The organism is Candidatus Cybelea sp. (assembly GCA_036489315.1).
GTDB lineage: Bacteria > Vulcanimicrobiota > Vulcanimicrobiia > Vulcanimicrobiales > Vulcanimicrobiaceae > Cybelea.
On the sequence record DASXFZ010000026.1, the window covers coordinates 39288 to 56911 of the forward strand.

13 protein-coding genes and 1 tRNA gene are annotated in these 17624 nt (G+C 63.5%); 12 read left to right on the top strand and 2 right to left on the bottom strand.

Annotated elements, in window-relative coordinates:
• Window positions 1-457 precede the first annotated feature (457 nt).
• On the bottom strand, window positions 458-7303 hold the full coding sequence (locus VGG51_06710) for an LAGLIDADG family homing endonuclease (GenBank protein ID HEY1882714.1): 6846 nt from the start codon (window positions 7301-7303) through the stop codon (window positions 458-460).
• Between the two features lie 211 nt (window positions 7304-7514).
• Here VGG51_06710 and VGG51_06715 point away from each other — a divergent pair, with 211 nt between their 5' ends.
• The 5 genes from VGG51_06715 to VGG51_06735 all read left to right on the top strand — a co-directional run bounded on the left by VGG51_06715 (window position 7515) and on the right by VGG51_06735 (window position 11320).
• Window positions 7515-8042: a YqeG family HAD IIIA-type phosphatase gene (locus VGG51_06715; protein HEY1882715.1), complete on the top strand. Its 528-nt coding sequence runs from the start codon at window positions 7515-7517 to the stop codon at window positions 8040-8042.
• Window positions 8039-8779: a hypothetical protein gene (locus VGG51_06720; protein HEY1882716.1), complete on the top strand. Its 741-nt coding sequence runs from the start codon at window positions 8039-8041 to the stop codon at window positions 8777-8779. Before VGG51_06715 ends, VGG51_06720 begins: the two co-directional genes overlap by 4 nt.
• Window positions 8780-8787: 8 nt before the next feature.
• Window positions 8788-9414, top strand: coding sequence for an FMN-binding negative transcriptional regulator (locus tag VGG51_06725; GenBank protein ID HEY1882717.1), 627 nt, complete (start codon window positions 8788-8790; stop codon window positions 9412-9414).
• A 37-nt stretch (window positions 9415-9451) separates the two neighbouring features.
• Window positions 9452-9823, top strand: coding sequence for a hypothetical protein (locus VGG51_06730; protein HEY1882718.1), 372 nt, complete (start codon window positions 9452-9454; stop codon window positions 9821-9823).
• Window positions 9824-10012: 189 nt separating this feature from the next.
• Window positions 10013-11320, top strand: coding sequence for a hypothetical protein (locus VGG51_06735; GenBank protein HEY1882719.1), 1308 nt, complete (start codon window positions 10013-10015; stop codon window positions 11318-11320).
• Between the two features lie 141 nt (window positions 11321-11461).
• Here VGG51_06735 and VGG51_06740 read toward each other — a convergent pair.
• Window positions 11462-11552 (bottom strand) — tRNA-Ser (locus tag VGG51_06740).
• Between the two features lie 46 nt (window positions 11553-11598).
• On the opposite strand from VGG51_06740, the gene VGG51_06745 reads away from it, so the two are divergent.
• From VGG51_06745 to gatB, 7 genes are read left to right on the top strand one after another with little or no spacing between them, the layout of a single operon-like run.
• A complete protein-coding gene (locus tag VGG51_06745; protein HEY1882720.1) occupies window positions 11599-12216 on the top strand; it encodes a histidine phosphatase family protein in 618 nt (205 codons plus the stop codon).
• Window positions 12203-12811, top strand: a complete 609-nt coding sequence (locus VGG51_06750; GenBank protein HEY1882721.1) for a hypothetical protein — start codon at window positions 12203-12205, stop codon at window positions 12809-12811. The genes VGG51_06745 and VGG51_06750 overlap by 14 nt, the downstream gene beginning before the upstream one ends.
• Window positions 12812-12819: 8 nt before the next feature.
• Window positions 12820-13014 (top strand): hypothetical protein, encoded by a 195-nt coding sequence (locus VGG51_06755; GenBank protein HEY1882722.1) that lies wholly within the window; start codon window positions 12820-12822, stop codon window positions 13012-13014.
• On the top strand, window positions 12989-14380 hold the full coding sequence (gene rlmD, locus VGG51_06760) for a 23S rRNA (uracil(1939)-C(5))-methyltransferase RlmD (GenBank protein ID HEY1882723.1): 1392 nt from the start codon (window positions 12989-12991) through the stop codon (window positions 14378-14380). The genes VGG51_06755 and rlmD overlap by 26 nt, the downstream gene beginning before the upstream one ends.
• Complete coding sequence (gene gatC / locus VGG51_06765; protein ID HEY1882724.1) at window positions 14377-14667, top strand: Asp-tRNA(Asn)/Glu-tRNA(Gln) amidotransferase subunit GatC; 291 nt, start codon at window positions 14377-14379, stop codon at window positions 14665-14667. Before rlmD ends, gatC begins: the two co-directional genes overlap by 4 nt.
• 6 nt (window positions 14668-14673) lie before the next feature.
• On the top strand, window positions 14674-16167 hold the full coding sequence (gatA, locus tag VGG51_06770) for an Asp-tRNA(Asn)/Glu-tRNA(Gln) amidotransferase subunit GatA (GenBank protein ID HEY1882725.1): 1494 nt from the start codon (window positions 14674-14676) through the stop codon (window positions 16165-16167).
• Complete coding sequence (gene gatB, locus VGG51_06775; GenBank protein ID HEY1882726.1) at window positions 16164-17618, top strand: Asp-tRNA(Asn)/Glu-tRNA(Gln) amidotransferase subunit GatB; 1455 nt, start codon at window positions 16164-16166, stop codon at window positions 17616-17618. Before gatA ends, gatB begins: the two co-directional genes overlap by 4 nt.
• Window positions 17619-17624 lie beyond the last annotated feature (6 nt).

A 17624-nucleotide genomic window follows, 5' to 3' on the forward strand; every position in this document is an offset into this window, starting at 1 on the left:
TCGGTTAAGTTGTTTTGGCCTGTCGCTTTTTGAGCCGGCTTTCATTGCCCCGGCGCATCTCCAGTTCAAACCGCCCGATAGCGGAGTCAAGCGCTTCGCACAACTGCGTATTAAGAGCGACGCGAAGACCATCGCGTACGGAAGCCCGTCATCGCCGTCATCGGAGCCGGCCCAAGAAAGCCTATTTCGATATACCCGAAGTTGGTTTTGAATCGCTGCAATCGTCATCAGCAGCGCTTGGAGCGTATCGACGCCCAACGCGCGACCAACCTTGGGTTCTTCTAGGCCACGGATCTCGTACTGACACACGTAGTCTCTGCTAGATCGGTAGGGCTGCCAAATTCGAACCGAAACGGGCCGCTTACCATCGAGCCTGAGCACACGCGAGGCAACGATCGGGCGATCCCGATGTGGCTCGCTCACGATCAAACGCACGCGTGTAGTCACCAGGGCACGTTTAGCTACAGCCTGAGGTCGCTCCGCACGAGTCGCACTTTTCGCAGGCGCCGTTCCGCACCATCGTTAGCTGACCGCATTCCGAGCACGCATTGCCGGTGTATCCTTTGGCTTTGGACGCGTTGATCGCTTCGGTACGTGCGAGCAGGGCGACGGCCGTCCCACCCGCTCCTCCGGGGTTCGTCGCAACAATCGACGGAGAAGCGGGTGACGGCTCTTGCCCAGGATGGAGATGGGTGCTGACTGGATGGAGCATTTCCACAACACCCGCGGGTAGGACGTTGACCCCTCCCTCTTCCTCGGCTATGTAGTCGTCCTGGACCTCGGGACCCATGGCATCCATTTGCATGGACGGCTGTACGTGCGCGAGATCGTAGCGTCCGAGATAGCTCACTGCGAGCTCGCGGAAGATATAGTCCAAAATCGATGTCGCCATCTTGATATGATCGTGGCCGACGACGGGGCCATTGGGCTCGAACCGCGTGAAGGTGAAGGCTTCGACGAACTCCTCGAGCGGCACACCGTGCTGTAAGCCAAGCGAAATCGCGATCGCGAAGTTGTTCATCAAGGAGCGGAAGGCCGCGCCCTCCTTATGCATGTCGATGAAGATCTCGCCGAGCTGTCCGCCTTCATACTCGCCCGTACGCAGGTAGACTTTATGGCCGGCGATCGTCGCCTTTTGCGTGTAACCGCTGCGGCGCTGCGGCATCGGCCGGCGCTTGGCGATGTACCGGTAGACGAGTCGTTCCGCGATCTGCATCGGCGTAGCGAACGGCTGCGGCGTTTGTGCGGCGCCCGATTCTTCCTGACTCGTATCGCCGCCGAAATCGTAGCTCGCGGCGAGAGGCTGCGAGAGCTTCGACCCGTCGCGATAGATCGCGAGCGCTTTGATCATGCGCTCCCACGAGTATCGATAGGCCTCTTTCACTTCGGCAATTGTTGCAGTTTGCGGAAAATTGACGGTTTTTGAAATTGCTCCGGAAACAAATGGTTGCGCAGCGGCCATCATGTCGACATGTGCGAGCGGACGAATGTACCGTTCGCCGAACTTGCCGCACGGCGTCGCGCAGTCGAAAACGGCAAGATGCTCGTTGTTGAGATCGGGCGCGCCCTCGACCGTCATCCGGCCGCAGATGTGCGCAGACGCCTCCTCGATCTGTTGCGTGGTAAAGCCGAGCCCATCGCGCAGCAACGAGAAGCTCCAATCGTTGAGCTGCTCTTCAGTTAAGCCGAGCCGCTCCTTGCAGAAGTCTTCGCCGAGCACGAACTTGTTGAAGACGAACGGCAGTTCGAAGGCGCTTGGCAGCCCAGCCTCAAGCTTTGCGATCGCCGCTTCGTCGAAGCCTTTGGCCTTGAGCGTCGCGCGATTGATGTGCGGCGCCCCTTCGAGTGTGCCGGTGCCTTTAGCGTAGTTCTCGATCGCCTCGATCTGCTCTTTCGAGTAGCCGAGCTTATGCAGCGCCGCATCGACGGACTGGTTGACGATCTTGAAGTAGCCGCCGCCGGCAAGTTTTTTGAACTTGACGAGCGCGAAGTCGGGCTCGATGCCGGTCGTATCGCAGTCCATCACGAGCCCAATTGTGTTGTGCGAGACGAAGCCGTTTGCAAAGTAGGTGACGTTGGCCGGCACCGAGAGGTCGAAGGTGAACTGCTCGCCGCCGTCCTCGTTCGTAGCGACGTCGTCGTAGAAGAACTCGAGCGCGCTCTTGAGCTCGTCGCTGCCGGTGCGCTCCAGCAGCTCGCAGGCTGCGGTGCGGCTGATGGCACCCGCGTGACGGTAGCCGTACAGCGTCGTGCGCGGGTAGAGTTCGCTCGAATGCGGCACGAGCGTCCGCAGCACGTCCTTGCGAAGGAAGACGCGGTCGCCCTTGGTTCCTTGCCACGTTTCGGAGGGCCGCATCGCGCCGAGTTTGCGCTCGCCCATGAAACCGACGAGCTGCTGGAACTTGCGCGCGTGTTCGGCGTTGCGAACCCGCAGGACGTAAAGATCGGAGGCGCTCCAGCCCGTCTTATCGGTGCGCGTGCGCGTGGGAATGCCGAGCGTCAGCAGCACCGTGCGCACGTCGTCGATGAGGCTCTCGTTGGCCGTCGAGAAGTGGACTGAACCGTTGATCAGCGTCGCGTCGGCTTCGAAGAGGCCGCGCACGAAGGCCACATAGATTGCGGGATCATTCGAGGCGAGGATCGCGTCGGGTACGTGCGAGACGTAGCTCTTGCCGCGCACGTCGGTCGACGGGTGATGTTTGGCGAAGCCGCAGGCTTGCCACCACATTGCGAGCGGCACCGAGTGCAGGCCGATTTCGAACGAGCCCGGCTTGTCGGTGACGGTTGCCTCGACGCCGAAGAGCTGCCGCGCGAGCGCGACGAGCCGGTGACGCACGTCGGGATCGTCTTGCGAGACCGTGAGCCGCAGACCCCGCGCGTTCAGCGTGCCGCTGCCCATGAAGTACCCAACGAGCTCGGCGAGGTCCGACGTTAGGTTTGCAGGCGTCGTCGTCGTGAAGTCGGCGTTCCAGTGCTGCTCGCCCAGCGGCGGCAGCGTGACGCTCTGCGGCTGCCCGGCGAAGCCGCCCATTGAGAGCGCGACCGTATCGCCCGCGGCGACTTCGGCAAGGCGCTTCCAGGCGAGCTCGCCCGATTCGCGATCGACGACCTTGACGCGATGCTCCGGCGTGCCCTGAATCGTGTACCCGCCGGCCGTCTTGATGCGGCGCGTCGGCGAGATGCCGTTGACAAAGAATTTGGTCGCGCGCTGCTCGCCGTCGTCGGTGAGCACGCGCACGTCGATATCTTGCCACTTGCTGCCGTCGACGTCGCCGAGCCGGCGCAGCCGCGTCAGGCCGCGGTCGGTCGAGACCAGCGAGTTGCCCGTGAGGCATCCCGTCGGCGCGATCACGACGGTTTGCGCGTTACGGAAGCCGGCGACCTCACCGATGGAGAGCGCATCGTCCCACATCTTGCGCGCCAGCGCCCACGTCGCTTGCGTAAAGAGCGTCGGCGCGTGCGTGACCGGCGTCACCGTCAGTCCTTCGTACTCGCTGGATTCGGCGGCACGCGCGGCTCTGCGGTGATTGCGAATTACGCGCAGCATTGGCTCGCGGTTTGCTTCAAATCGGGCAAACGAACCGAGCTGCTGCGCCATCTCCGCCGAGGTGCGATACGCGGCGCCGGTCATCAGCGACGTGATGGCACCGCACCAGCCGAAGCCTTCTTCCGAATCGTACGGCAAGCCCATACGCATCAGTAATGTGCCTAAATTCGCATAGCCGAGGCCGAGCGTGCGATAGCCGTGATTCTTCTCGGCGATTTTGCGCGACGGCATCTGCCCCATCGTCACCGAGATCTCGAGCGTCGTCGTCCAAATGCGAGCCGCTTCGGCGAACCGTTTCGAGTCGAAGTTACCGTCATCGTTGAGGAATTTAACGAGGTTTAGGCTCGCGAGATTGCAGTTGTGGGCGATGAGGCCTTCGGCGATCACTGAGTGCGTCACGGGTTCGGTAATATCGTAAACCGTGGCGACCCCATCGGCAACGACGGAGGCGACCCTCGGAGCGCGCGGGTTCTTGAGCTGCGCGGTAAAAGGCGACTCGCAGAGTTCCTGGGCAACGCGCTCCTTGTCAGCGGAACACGGGAAGCCGACGAGCGACACGAACTTGCGCGACTGCTGATTGTAAAGGCGAAGCTGACCCTGCGGGTTCTTCCGCCCGGCGGGATGCATCCACGATATCCGCGACGTCATGCCGAGATCGGAGAGCAGCAGCTGAACGGAGCGCAGCAGTGTCGGCGAGGAAGACGCGAGCATCACTTCCTTCTCGGCCGCTTTGCCGTTCTTGCGGATACATCCGTCGGCCGAGAAGAGGCCCTGAAGGTATGCAACCTTGAGATCTTCCGGCACGCCGTGGATCGCCGTCGGCACGTCTTTGTACAGAGCCGTCGCTTGTTTAAAACCGTAACGCTGCTGTAAATAGGAAACCAGCGACGCTTGCGACGCACCGGTCTGCATCACGCCGTTGCTCTGCGTGGAGACCCGGCTCGCCCGGACCATCGATGGCGCGCTGGAGGAACCTACCGCAGCGGCTTTGAGCTCGTTGAGCTGCGAGGTCATGAACTCGGCGGTACGCTGCTCGCGCGGACCGAAGACGAGCGCGACCGTGTCCTTATTGAAGACGCCGTCGCCCGTCAGCCATCCGAGCATCTGCCACCGCTTGACGTCGGCCGGATCGGACGCGAAAGATACGGGATTACCGGTCTCGCGGATCTCGACCCGATCTTCGAGCGGAACGAGCTCGTCCAGGCGCTTCCAAGCACCTTCAAGGGTAAGGAATTTGTGATCGCCCGTCGCGCGGATCTCGCGGCCGTCGGCGAGTTTCATGCGATAGACTTGCCGTTCGCCGACCTTGGTGATGTAGGCCGGGCGATGGGCGCTCAAACGCCGGTGATCTTGCTCCGAGTGAATATCGGTCGTAACGAGGACGCGCTGCCCGCTCTCTTGGCGTTCGAAGAGCTCTTCGACGGTTCGTAATCCGTCAGGCGTGCTGATGCGCGTCTCCGGCGCAAAGCACGCCGTATCATCGATGAAAACGTACTCGGAGCAGTTATGGACCTTCAAGCCATTTGCTACGAAGTGCTGCGTGTCGGGCTCGGTTAAATCGAAGACGTCAGCGATGCCGGACGCCTCAAGCGAATGAAAGTCATCGGAGAGCGATACGCCAGGCCGTAACCCTGCATCGAACCCACCCGAGATTTGAAGCTGGTCGCCCGAAAGTTCGGACTTAATTGCAAACGAGAGCAACAGCAGCTGCAGCTGCTTGAGCAGTTCCGCAGAGCACGAGTGCAGGACGCTCGACGCCGCGCCGCTTTCGCCGAGCACAATCTCAGAGTTGACCGTTAGGAGTCCCCTGATGAGCTCTGCGGCCGACTTACGCTCGAGGGCGAAGACAGTGGGACTGAAAGCCTTAATCGAAGCATTTTCGTCACGCACGACGTAGGCTGCGACGTCAGGCCGGGTCGCCTCGACATCTCGACGGCGTGACGTTAAACGCGAGCCTGAAAGCGCCGGCTGCCTAACCGGGGCGACGGTCGCGCAGCACTCGCCGATGGCGAATCCGATTTCGAAGGCAACGCGCTCATCGAGGGTGACGGTGCCGAAGCCGGAGCCGCTGAGGACGAGGCGATCGCCTTCGCGCAGCTCGCCGGCGGGAACGTCGCCTCGATTCTCGGTCCAAACCTTATGATCGGCGGTGAGCTTGAGTTCGTATCCGGCTTTCGTGCGAAGACGATAGACCGGCTTGGTTCCCGTGGGGAAAATCTTGCTGACGAAGTGCGGTCGGCCGTCGCCGCCGATGACGAACGCCGCCTTTCCGACCAGATCTTCAATGCGAGCCGGACCGTCGGCCATCGCGACCAGCGTATCGCCGGTAACGCATGGATTTGTTGCGTTGATGCGATCGTCGTTCGAACACGTATGCCACTCTTGAATCGTATCGTCGTACTGCAGGCCGGGGTCGGCGCACTGCCACGCGGCGACGGCGATCTCTTCCCAGAGGTCTCGCGCTTTGATGCGCTTGACGATGTCGCCGGTCGTGCGGGATGTCAGCAGCCAGTCGGCGTCGCGCTCGAGCGCGTCGAAGAAGCCGTTGCTCAGGCGGACCGAGTTGTTGGAGTTCTGCCCCGAGACGGTAACGTAGGCTTCGGAATCCCACGCGGTGTCGTACTGCTCGACCTCCAACCGCGTGTAGCCCTGGCGCGCGTAGTCGAGCGCGTTCTGCGCCGCGCCCGAGGGAATGCCGGCGTTAATTGCATCGCGAATCGCGTGGCGCAGCGACGCGTTGAGCGCCGGATCGAGGCGCGCGGATTCGGGGACGCGCGTGTCGTGCGCGGCCGTAACGATCGCGTTGAGGTTGCGTTCGAAAATGCGCGCGCCGATGACGAGATCGGCGACCTTGCGCTCTTCGCGGACCTTCCAGTTGACGAACTCTTCGATATCGGGGTGATCGGCGTTGAGCACCACCATCTTGGCCGCGCGGCGCGTGGTGCCGCCCGATTTGATGGCACCCGCCGCACGATCGAAAACTTTGAGGAACGACATCAAGCCGCTCGACGTGCCGCCGCCGGTAAGCTTCTCGCCAGCCGCGCGCAGCTTCGAGAAGTTTGCGCCGCTGCCGCTGCCGCCCTTAAAGATACGCGCCTCGCGCATCACGCCGTCGAAGATGCCGCCTTCGTTGACGAGGTCGTCCTCGATGCCGAGAATGAAGCACGCGCTGACCTGCGGGTGCGTAAACGTATCGGCGGAGGGTTTGGGCAGCTGATTGCCGGCGTCGACGTACCAATGCCCTTGCGCCGGCCCGGAGATGCCGTACGCCCAGTGCAGCCCCGTGTTGAACCACTGCGGCGAGTTCGGGGCGCCGATCTGGCGCGCCAGCATCGCGCACATCTCGTCGTAGTAGATCTGCGCGTCGTTTTCCGTGTCGAAGTAGCCGTGCTTCCAGCCCCAGTAGGTCCAGCAGCCGGCCATCCGGCTAAAAACCTGACGAGCATCGCGCTCCGGGCCGAACTGGTCGTCCCGGGAAAGCGTATCGAGGGCGGTGCCGTCGGCGACCGAGCGCGAAAGCCACCCCGGCACGCCGTCTTCCTCGACGCGCACCGTATGCTTGGGCACCCCAGCCTTGCGGCAGTACTTCTGAGCGAGCACGTCCACCGCGACCTGGCTCCATGCGGCCGGAACCATGACATCTTTGGCCTCAAAGATCACCGAGCCGTCAGGATTGACGATCTTGGAGGTCCGCGGCTCAAAAATGACGCCCGCATAAGGGTCGCCGGGGGCGGAGTAAGTGCGCGAAAACTTCATACGTGGCTCCTCGATTCTTCCTCGATGATATCGAACACGCGTTCGAACGAAATGGCTTCGCGTCGCGCGGGTTGGTTACCTATTGTGGCATATCGAGCTAGAAACCACAAGATATGGTGGTCGTCGGTGAAATCCTTGTGCAGGCGCTGTGGTTAGACTCGGCTTCCTGTGGACAGGGAGCGCGCTAAGCGGGCGAGCATGAGGACCGCATGTGGAGAGTCCCGAGGATACCGGGGATAACCCCTGCAAAACGCCTGCCATGTTCGGCCCCGACCGCTTTGCCCCGCGACTGTACGACGTGCCTCACGAGGAGCTGGAGGCAGCGGGCATCCGCGGCCTGATCGTCGACCTCGATAATACGCTGCTGGGCTTTCGGGAGACCGAGCTCGGCCACGAGCACGTCTCGTGGGTCGCCCGGGCGCACGACCGCGGATTCCGCATCGTCATGCTCTCGAACAACTTTTCGGAGCGGGTGACTGGGCTGGCGGCGCGCCTTCAGGTCGAATGTATTCCCAATGCGCTCAAACCGCTGCCGTTCGGCTTCCTGCGCGCCAAGCGCCGTCTGCAGATGAGCCGGCACGAGATCGCCGTCGTCGGGGATCAGCTCTTCACCGACGTCCTGGGCGGTAAGCTTTGCGGCCTCTACACGATCCTCACCGAGCCGATCGAGCTCAAGGACTTTGCGGTGACACGCGTCTTCCGTTACTTCGAGCGCATCATGCTGCGGGGCCGGCGATGATGAAGCTCGCACTCATCGGCGATCCGGTCGAGCATAGCGCCAGCCCCTCGCTGCAGCGCGGCTTCCTTGAAGAGGCCGGCATCGACGGCGATTATCTGGCCATTCGCGTGCCGTCGGGCGAGGGCGGGCGCACGATCCGGCGCCTCCGCGAAGACGGCTTCACCGGCTGCAACATCACCTATCCGCTCAAAGAAGAAGCCTTCGAAGCCTGCGAGGCGCTCACCGACGAAGGGCGGCGCGCCCAAGCCGTCAACACAATTTTCTTCGGTCATCAGACGCTCGGCACGATCACCGACGGCATCGGTGCGCGCACCGCGATCGAGGCGCTGCTCGACGAGCCGGTCGCGCTCAAACGAATCGGCGTGCTCGGTTACGGCGCGAGCGCGCGAGCGATTCTTGCCGAGCTGCACGACACCGACGCCTACACGTTCGTTTGGGGCCGCGATGCCGATCGGGTGAGCGCCGCGTGCAATATCTTCGAAGCGCGTCCCTGGCCGCCGGAGAATCCGCCTGAAATCGTCGTGAGCACGCTGCCGCCCGAAGCGCGCCTGCCCGAAGAGCTCGTGGCGCAGCTGCGCGCTGCCGATCTCGTGATGGATGCAAACTACGGGTCGCGCGCGAACTTGGGGCGCCAGCTCGGCCGGGAAGTCGTCTCCGGCGACGCGATGCTCGAGGCGCAAGCGCGCGCGAGCTTCGATTTCTGGCTCGCGCATTTGGATCGCGTTTCCAATACCTAGCCGCCAGCGTGTACGTACCGCCGCTCTTTGAGGTTACCGATCGGCATTGGATGCTCGACCTCATCGAACGCTATCCGTTCGGGATGCTCGTGACCGCCGATGCGGAGTATCCGCGCGTTTCGCACTTGCCGCTGATCGCACAAGAACGAGGCGGCGAGCTGTGGATCGTCGGACACGTCGCCCGCGCGAATCCCCATGCGCAGTCGATTCGCGACGGCGTGCCGGCGACGATCGTCTTCGAGGGAGCGCACGCATACATTTCGGCGGCGTGGTACGAAGCGCCATACGAAACCGTCCCTACGTGGAACTACAGCGCGGTGCACGCAAACGGGCGGCTTGCGGGGTTCGACGCGTGGACGGCCGTGAGGCTCCTAAGCGAGAAGATGGAGCGCGGAAGGCCGGATCCCTGGGAGCCGTCGCGGCTGACCGTCGATTATCGAGAGAGCCAGCTGCGGGGAATCGTGGCGTTCGAGTTACGCGCCGCGAAGATTTACGCGAAGGCGAAGTTGAGTCAGAATCGCACGCTGGCGGACCGGCTTCGCGTTATCGAAAACCTTGAAGCTTCAGAGAATCAAGTCGACCGCGATTGCGCTGTGGAGATGATTCGCACCTTGCCCCGCCCCAGGCCGGCTTAGCGTACGACCGCGAGCTCCTCGCAATCATCGCACAATCATGATCGATGCTTTTCTCGCTTGCCAACTCTTCGTGGTGCTGTTCGTCGCTCTGCACGACTGGATACCGCTGGGAAGGCTGAACAACCTCAAAGCGGTCCATTCGGCGGACCCAAGGTCAAAACTCGTGCGAGTAACCGTGTTAAGCACATTGCCGTTTGCAATAGGCTTCGTCGGAAGCGCCTATTATGCTTCGACGCACCTTCCCATGTGGCTGGTGTGGTTGCTTTGGATCACCTACGGTGGAGCGACGTACGGCGTGCTCCGTACCTGGTACGTACCGTACCTGCTCGTTCCCGAGCCGGCGCGCGCGGCGCGCTATCAGTTAATGTTCGCGAACACCCACACCACGTCGTGTTTCACGCTGTCTTGATTGCGACCGTGGTGCTGCTCGTAAGTCTAACCTACACGCGGATTTTTGGCTGATGCGCGTTCCTTCAAAAGGGTTCGTGCTCCGGCAGCCCCTGCGGTGCGAAGGCGGTATCTTTGGCGATGAATAGCGTCACAGCACATCCGAAGAGCGCGTTTAGAGAATAAGAACCGGAAACCGGCGAGGTGCCCTATGCTACGCCTTTCATGTGCTATTCTCGCTGCTCTTGCGATCGTCGCTCCCGTCGAGCTTACTGCCGATCCAGCCGAACGAACGAGCACGGTTGCCGAACGCCGGCTGATCAATCTCACCGTCTATAACGGCGGAACGGCGCTTATCCGCGATCGCCGGGTCGTACGGCTGGAACCGGAGCTTAACGGTCTCGCCTGGCGCGACGTTAGCGCGGATATGGATGCCACCTCCGCGCTGCTCGAGCCCGTCGGCGGCAGCGATACGATCGCGGTGCGGGAGCAGAACTTCGACTACGACCTTGTGAGTTCCGAAGCGCTGCTGCGAAAGTACGTCGGGCGCGACGTAACGGTCGTCCACGAACCGCGCTTCGCCGGCGACCGTGAGACACGCGAGACGGCACGTATTTTGAGCGTCGATGACGGAATCGTTCTGCAGTATCACAGTGGAATCGAAACGGGACTTCGCGGCCACATCCTGTTCCCGGTAGCGGTGAACGGCTTTCGCGACCGCCCGACCCTGGTGATCGATCTCGATAGCTCGCAAGACGCCTCCGAGACGCTCGACTTGAGTTATCTCACGCGTGGCATGAGCTGGAGGGCAGACTACGTCGGCGTGGTCTCGGCCGACCAAACGCGCCTGTCGCTTAACGGCCTGGTAACGCTTTCCAATACCAGCGGCGAATCGTATGAGGACGCGCATTTGCAGCTGGTCGCCGGAAACGTCAACATCGTAGAACCTCCGGAAGTGGTCGATCGCGCCCTGCGCACGATCGGACGCGTTACAACCAACGCGGGTGCAAATGTCGAACAAGAAAATTACTTCGAATACCACCTTTACACGCTCGCTCGGCCAACCACGGTCCTCAACGATCAGACGAAGCAGCTCACGCTGCTAAACGCCCGAGGTATTCCGATCCGCGAAAGCCTCGAGCTGCGCGGGTCGCCCGACTATTACCGCAGCGCCGAGCCCGATATCGGCGACCGGCTCCCGGTCGGCGCATACCTCACGTTTGAAAATCGAGGCGGCGACCTCGGGATCCCACTGCCCGGCGGCGTTGTCCGACTCTACAAAAACGACTCGCATAAGCAACTGCAGTTTCTCGGCTCCGACTCGATCGATCACACGCCGCGTAACGAGAGGGTGCGCCTGCACGTCGGCGATGCCTTTGACGTCACCGCGCGCAAGAAGCAGACGGACTTCCACTTCCTCTCGCCGTGTCGTACGTCGAGCTCGTATCGAATCGTCCTCGCAAATGCGAAGAGCACTGCCCAGAACGTGCTCCTCGTCGAACCGATTCCCAGCCAATGACAGATCACCCAGGAGAACATGCCGTACGTAAAATCATCCGCTTCGACCGCGAGCTGGAATCTGCGCGTCCCGGCCGACGGGCAATCGACGCTGACGTATACGGCAGATGTTAGTTGGTGCTTCGACTAAAGCGGGGCACCCTGGCGGAGAGGGAGGGATTCGAACCCTCGAGAGGCTCAACACCTCTGCTCGCTTTCCAAGCGAGTGCCTTCAACCGCTCGACCACCTCTCCAGGGCTAAATGCGGTTGGCGCTCGCCTAGCGAACTCCTCGGCGGGAATGCTCTTGACGCTGATTCGGCACGGGCCGACCGAGTGGAACGCATCGCGGCGTTTTCAAGGAAGGACGAACGTTCCGCTTTCACCGACGGGCCGCGCGCACGCACTCGCCGCTGCCGATGCGCTGAAATCGAAGCGGATCGACCGGATCTATTCGAGCGATCTCCAGCGTGCGTTCGAGACGGCGCAGATCGTCGGAGAACCGCACGACGCGGAGATCCTTACCGACGAACGCTTGCGCGAGTTCGATTTCGGTGCGTGGGAAGGCTTGACGTGGGTCGAGATCGTCGCGCGCAATCCGCATCTATACGGCCTGGGCTCGACCGCCGCGAAACACTACACGCCCGAAGGCGGCGAATCGTTTGAAGACGTCTGCGTGCGCGTTGGTTCCTTTCTCGACGATCTGGGGGCGCAGCGGCTCGAGCGAGCCGTCGTGGTGACGCATGCGGGGCCGCTGCACGCGATGTTTACGGTGCTTAAGCTTTCCGAATCGGCAGCCGGCGGCGAGCATCTTTCGCTGAGCTTCGCGCCGGGCAGCATCTCGCAGCTGCGAGTCGAGGGCGGAGAAGCGAAGATCCTGCGCGTCAACGATCGACGTCATATCCATGCGGAGGATTGACGGCCGTTGGGCGCTCCTGCTCGGCCTCGCGGTCACGGCGCAGGCGCCGCCGCAGCGAACGCCGACGCCGCCGCACTTTACGATCCCTCACGCGTTTACGCCGCGGCTGCTGCGCGTACCGAATAATCTGCTGACGAATCCCGGCTTCGAGACGGGGAACGTCGACGGCGGATGGTATCAGTGCGGCAGCGCGCCGGTGTACGTAACGCGACAGCACCCGTTTCGCGGCCGCTACGACGAATATTCCGGGACGCGCACGGGCACGGGCGAACCCGCGGGCGATTCGGGCGTCTGCCAGCAGGTGACGATCCCGGCCAATGCCGTGCTGACGGCGCACCTCTATCAGCTCAGCGACGAGCGCGACACGGCGTACGCGTTTCAAGAGGCCGATCTGCTCGACAACGGCGGGAACGTCATCGTCAATCTCTACCGCTCCTCGAATCACGCGAATGCCTGGATCCGCGGCAATTGGAACCTCGGCGCCTATGCGGGCCGCGCCGGCTGGCTCTACTTCGGCGTACACGGGGACGGCGACCCCAAGCACTCGACGCAGCAGTTCGTCGACGAAGTAACTTTAGGCCCGCGGCGCGAATAGTAGGGGGTATGCAGTCGCGCAAAATGATGTGGGTCGGTGTGGGAATCGGCGTCGTGGGCTTGGCCGCCGCATTGACCTACGCGATCTTCCGGTTGGCCTCCGACGAGTCACGCGAGGACCCGACGACGCAACGCATCCAAGAGCTGATCGACGAAGCGAACTCTCTGTTGAAGGCGCTTGACGAACAGCGACACAGCGCCTAACGACGGCTCCGGCCTGCAGGCCGGCGACGAACTGGAGATCGAATTCACGGACGTACTCGCCAACGGCCAAGGGGTGGGCCGCGCGGAGGCGCTCGTCGTTTTCTGCTTTGGTCCGCTGGCGGGCGAGCGGGCGCGGGTTCGCATCGAGACGCGCAAGCGCAGCTACGCGGTCGCCGAAATGCTCGAGCTGCTGCGCGAGTCGCCGGATCGCGCGACGCCCTTCTGCTCGGTCTTCGGAACCTGCGGCGGCTGCCAGCTCCAGCATCTCGCCTACGGCGCGCAGCTGAAGTGGAAGCAGGGCGTCGTGCGCAACGCGTTGATGCGGATCGGCGGCCTCGGTGAAGTCTCGGTCGGCGAAACGATCGGAATGGAGCGACCGCGCGCCTACCGTAACAAAATGGCCCTGGTTGTCGAGCATCGCGATGCGCAGCCGACGCTGGGCTTCTATCGCCAGCGCTCGCACGACATCGTGCCGATCGACGCGTGTCCGATCGTTACACCGAGGCTCGACACGCTGCTTGCTGAGCTCCTGCGGGCGCGAACGCGAGCCGCCGGCGCCGCCGTGCTTCGCCCGGCTCGCCACCTCGTGGCGCGAGCGTCGCGCTCCGCCGATCGCGCGGTTCTTAGCGTAACGACCGCGCGGCCGATCGACGACGGCGAGCAGGTCGCCGCAAAGCTCTTACCCGATTTGCCGTCGGCCGCAGGACTGAGCAACTCGTACGACCCGCGCAGCGGCAACGCCATCCTCGGGCGCCACCATCGCTATCTCGCCGGCGCGACGGAGGTCGAAGAAACGGCGGGCGGCGTGCGCTACCGGATTTCGGCCGGCTCGTTCTTTCAGATCAACGTCGAGATACTCGAGCGCATCTTCGCCTTCATGACGCCGTGGCTCGCGCGGCCGGGACGCATCGTCGACCTCTACTGCGGCGCGGGGACGTTCGCGCTCTTTTTCGCGCGCCACGGCTGGCAGGTTTACGGCATCGAAGAGAGCCCTCGCGCGATCGCCGAAGCCAATGCCAACGCGCGGCTCAACGCCCTCTCCGAGCGCGCCCGCTTCGAAACCGGGCGCGTTGAAGAACTGACCCGGGCGCCGCGCGTTGCGAAGATCCTGCGCGAGGCCGATGCCGTTTTTCTCGACCCGCCGCGGAAAGGCAGCGAAGAGGCCGTCCTGCGCGCGATTGCCGACGCTCGCGTGGGAAAGGTGTGGTACCTTTCGTGCGACGCGGCGACGCTGGCGCGGGATTTGAAGTTCCTGGCAGCCAAAGGCTACCGGCTCGACGACGTGCAGCCATTTGATATGTTTCCGCAGACCGGGCACGTCGAGACGCTGGTCCGCTTGGAGCACTCTGAGGTTTCTCGAACTTGACACCCGATACGATCGACATCCGCTACGTCGCAAAACTCGCGCGCATCGCCCTGACCGACGAAGAGATCGAGCGCTTCTCCAAAGAGCTCGCGGAGTTGCTCGGCCACGTCAACGCGCTCTCGGAGCTCGATACGGCGAGCGTTCCGGCGACCGCGCAAGTCGTCGAATCTCGCAACGTCGGGCGTGAAGATACGGTTCGTCCCTGCCTCGACCGCGAGGTCGTCCTCAGTGCCGCGCCGCAGCGGCAGGGCGGTTTCTTCCGCGTGCCCCGCATCCTCGCGGAGTAAGGCGGAATGACGATGGAAGCAACGATCGCGCGCAGCGCCGCCGAGATCGCGCGCGACGTCAATGCCCGCACTACCAGCGCCGCCGAGGTGACGGCCGCGACGCTGGCGCACGCGGAGGCCGTCGAAGGCGAGGTTGGATCGTATCTGACGCTGCTGCGCGACGTCGCCGAGTCTCACGCCCGTCACGTCGACGAGCGCGTGCGCAACGGCGCGCACCTGCCGCTCGCCGGCGTACCGATCGCGGTAAAAGACAACATGTGCCTCGAGAACACGCGCACGACGTGCGGCAGCAAAATTCTCGAGCACTGGATTGCGCCGTACACGGCGACCGCCGTCGCACGCATGCTCGAGGCCGGCGCGGTGCCGATCGGCAAAGCGAACTGCGACGAGTTCGCGATGGGCAGCTCCTGCGAAAACTCGGCGCTCGGCGTCACCCGCAATCCCTACGATCTCACGTGCGTCCCCGGGGGATCGAGCGGCGGCTCCGCCGCGGCGGTCGCGGCTTACGAAGCGGCGATCGGTCTGGGCAGCGATACCGGCGGCTCGATTCGCGAACCCGGCGCGTTCTGCAATCTCATCGGCTTCAAACCAACGTACGGACGCATCTCGCGCTACGGGCTGATTGCCTTTGCCTCGAGCCTCGATCAGATCGGTCCGCTCACGCGCACCGTGGAGGATGCGGCGTTCGCCTACGACGCAATGGCCGGCTACGACGTGATGGATGCGACCTCGATCGATCGTCCGGTCGAGCCGGCGGCTTCGGGACTACGCGAGGACCTCTCCGGCCTGCGCATCGGCCTGGTGCGCGAGTTCGATACGAAGGTTTTGGGCGAGGAGAGCGACGCGCTCTATCGCAACGCCTACCGCGATCTCGAACGCCTGGGTGCCGAGCTGGTCGAAGTCTCGCTGCCGACGGCTGACTACGGCTTGGCGACCTACTATCTGATCGCGCCCGCGGAGTGTTCCTCGAATCTCGCGCGCTTCGACGGCGTGCGCTACGGCCTGCGGGTCGAGGGCGAGGACGTGCGCTCGATGTACGACAAGACGCGCGCCGCCGGGTTCGGCCCGGAGGTGAAGCGGCGCATCCTCATCGGCACGCACGCACTTTCGAGCGGCTACTACGACGCGTACTACGTTCGCGCCCAGAAGGCGCGCACGCTGATCGCGCGCGATTTCGCGGCCGCCTTTGCCGGCTGCGATCTGATCGCGTGCCCGGCGGCGAGCTGTCCGGCGTTCGAGTTCAACGCCAAGAGCGATCCCTACAGCATGTATCTGATGGACTACTACACGATTCCGATGTCGCTGGCCGGCTTGCCGGCGCTCTCGGTGCCGTGCGGCTGGGTCATGCCCGAGGGCGCGAGCCGCCCGATGCCGATCGGCCTGCAGCTTGCGGCGCCGCTCTTTGCCGAGCGGCTGCTGCTGGGCGCCGCCCATGCGTACGAGCGCGCGACCAATCACGCGCTGGCGCACAAGCCGGAGCTTGCAGGAGTGCGAGCGTGACGCAGTACGAAGCGGTCATCGGCGTGGAGTGTCACGTCGAGCTCAAGACGCAGACCAAGATGTTCTGCGGCTGCCTCAACGAGTTCGGCGGCGAGCCGAACACGAAGACGTGCCCGGTCTGTTTGGGAATGCCCGGCGCGCTGCCGGTGCCCAACGAACAGGCACTCACGCACATCGTTCGGACGGGGCTCGCCTTCGGCGCCGAGATTCCGGTGTTTTCGAAGTTCGATCGCAAGAACTACTTTTATCCCGACATGCCCAAGGATTACCAAATTTCCCAGTACGACATGCCGCTGACCGTCGGCGGCGAGGTGATGTACTGGCTCGATGACGGCTCGCTGAAAAGCTGCCGCCTCACGCGCATCCACCTGGAAGAAGACACCGGCAAATCGACGCACGCCGGTTCGGGCGACGGCCGCATCGCCGGCAGCTCGTACTCATTGCTCGATTTCAATCGCGCCGGCGTTCCGTTGATGGAGTGCGTCTCCGAACCCGAGCTGCACAGCGCGCGCGACGCCGTCGCCTACCTCGAGTCGCTGCGCCGGACGCTGCTGGCGCTCGGCGTGAGCGACGTGAAGATGGAGGAAGGCTCGCTGCGCTGCGATGCCAACGTTTCCGTGCGTCCGGCCGGCTCCGATCGGCTCGGCACGAAGACCGAGATCAAGAACATGAACTCGTTCCGTTCCGTCGAGCGCGCGATCGAGAGCGAGATCGCGCGGCAGATCGCGTTGCTCGCGGGCGGCGGGCGAATCGTTCAGGAGACGCGCGGCTGGGACGAGCTCAAGGGCGTCACGCATTCGATGCGCAGCAAGGAAGAAGCGCACGACTACCGTTACTTTCCCGATCCCGACCTCGTGCCGCTGGAGATTCCACGCGAGCTCGTCGACCGGCTGCAGGCCGCACTCCCGGCGATGCCGTGGCGCCGCTTCGAGCGGTACACCAAGGAGTACGGCCTCGCCGTCAACGCCGCGACCCAGCTGATCGATAATCTCTCGCTCGCGCAGTATTTCGACGACGTCGTCGCGCGTAGCCGCAATCCGCAGCAGTCGAGCAACTTCGTGCTCGGCGAGCTCTCGCGCTTGGCCAACGAGACCGGCGTTGCGGTCGCCGATTCGAAGGTCGACGTCGGGCATCTCGCCGAGCTGATCGAGCTCGTCGAGGGCAAGAAGATCAACTCGAAGATCGCTAAGGACCTGCTCGTGCGCATGTGGGACGGCGCCGGTTCACCCACGGCGCTCGTCGAGCGCGAAGGCTTGGCGCAGACCAGCGACCCGGCCGCGATCGAGCGATTCGTCGACGAGGTGCTGGCCGCCAACGAAAAGGTCGTCGCCGATTACAAAGCCGGCAAAACCAACGTGCTCGGCTTTCTCGTCGGCCAGGTGATGAAGGCCTCGCGCGGCAAGGCCGATCCGGCCCTGGCCAACGAGCTGGTAAAGACGAAGCTCGCGTAGCCCGCC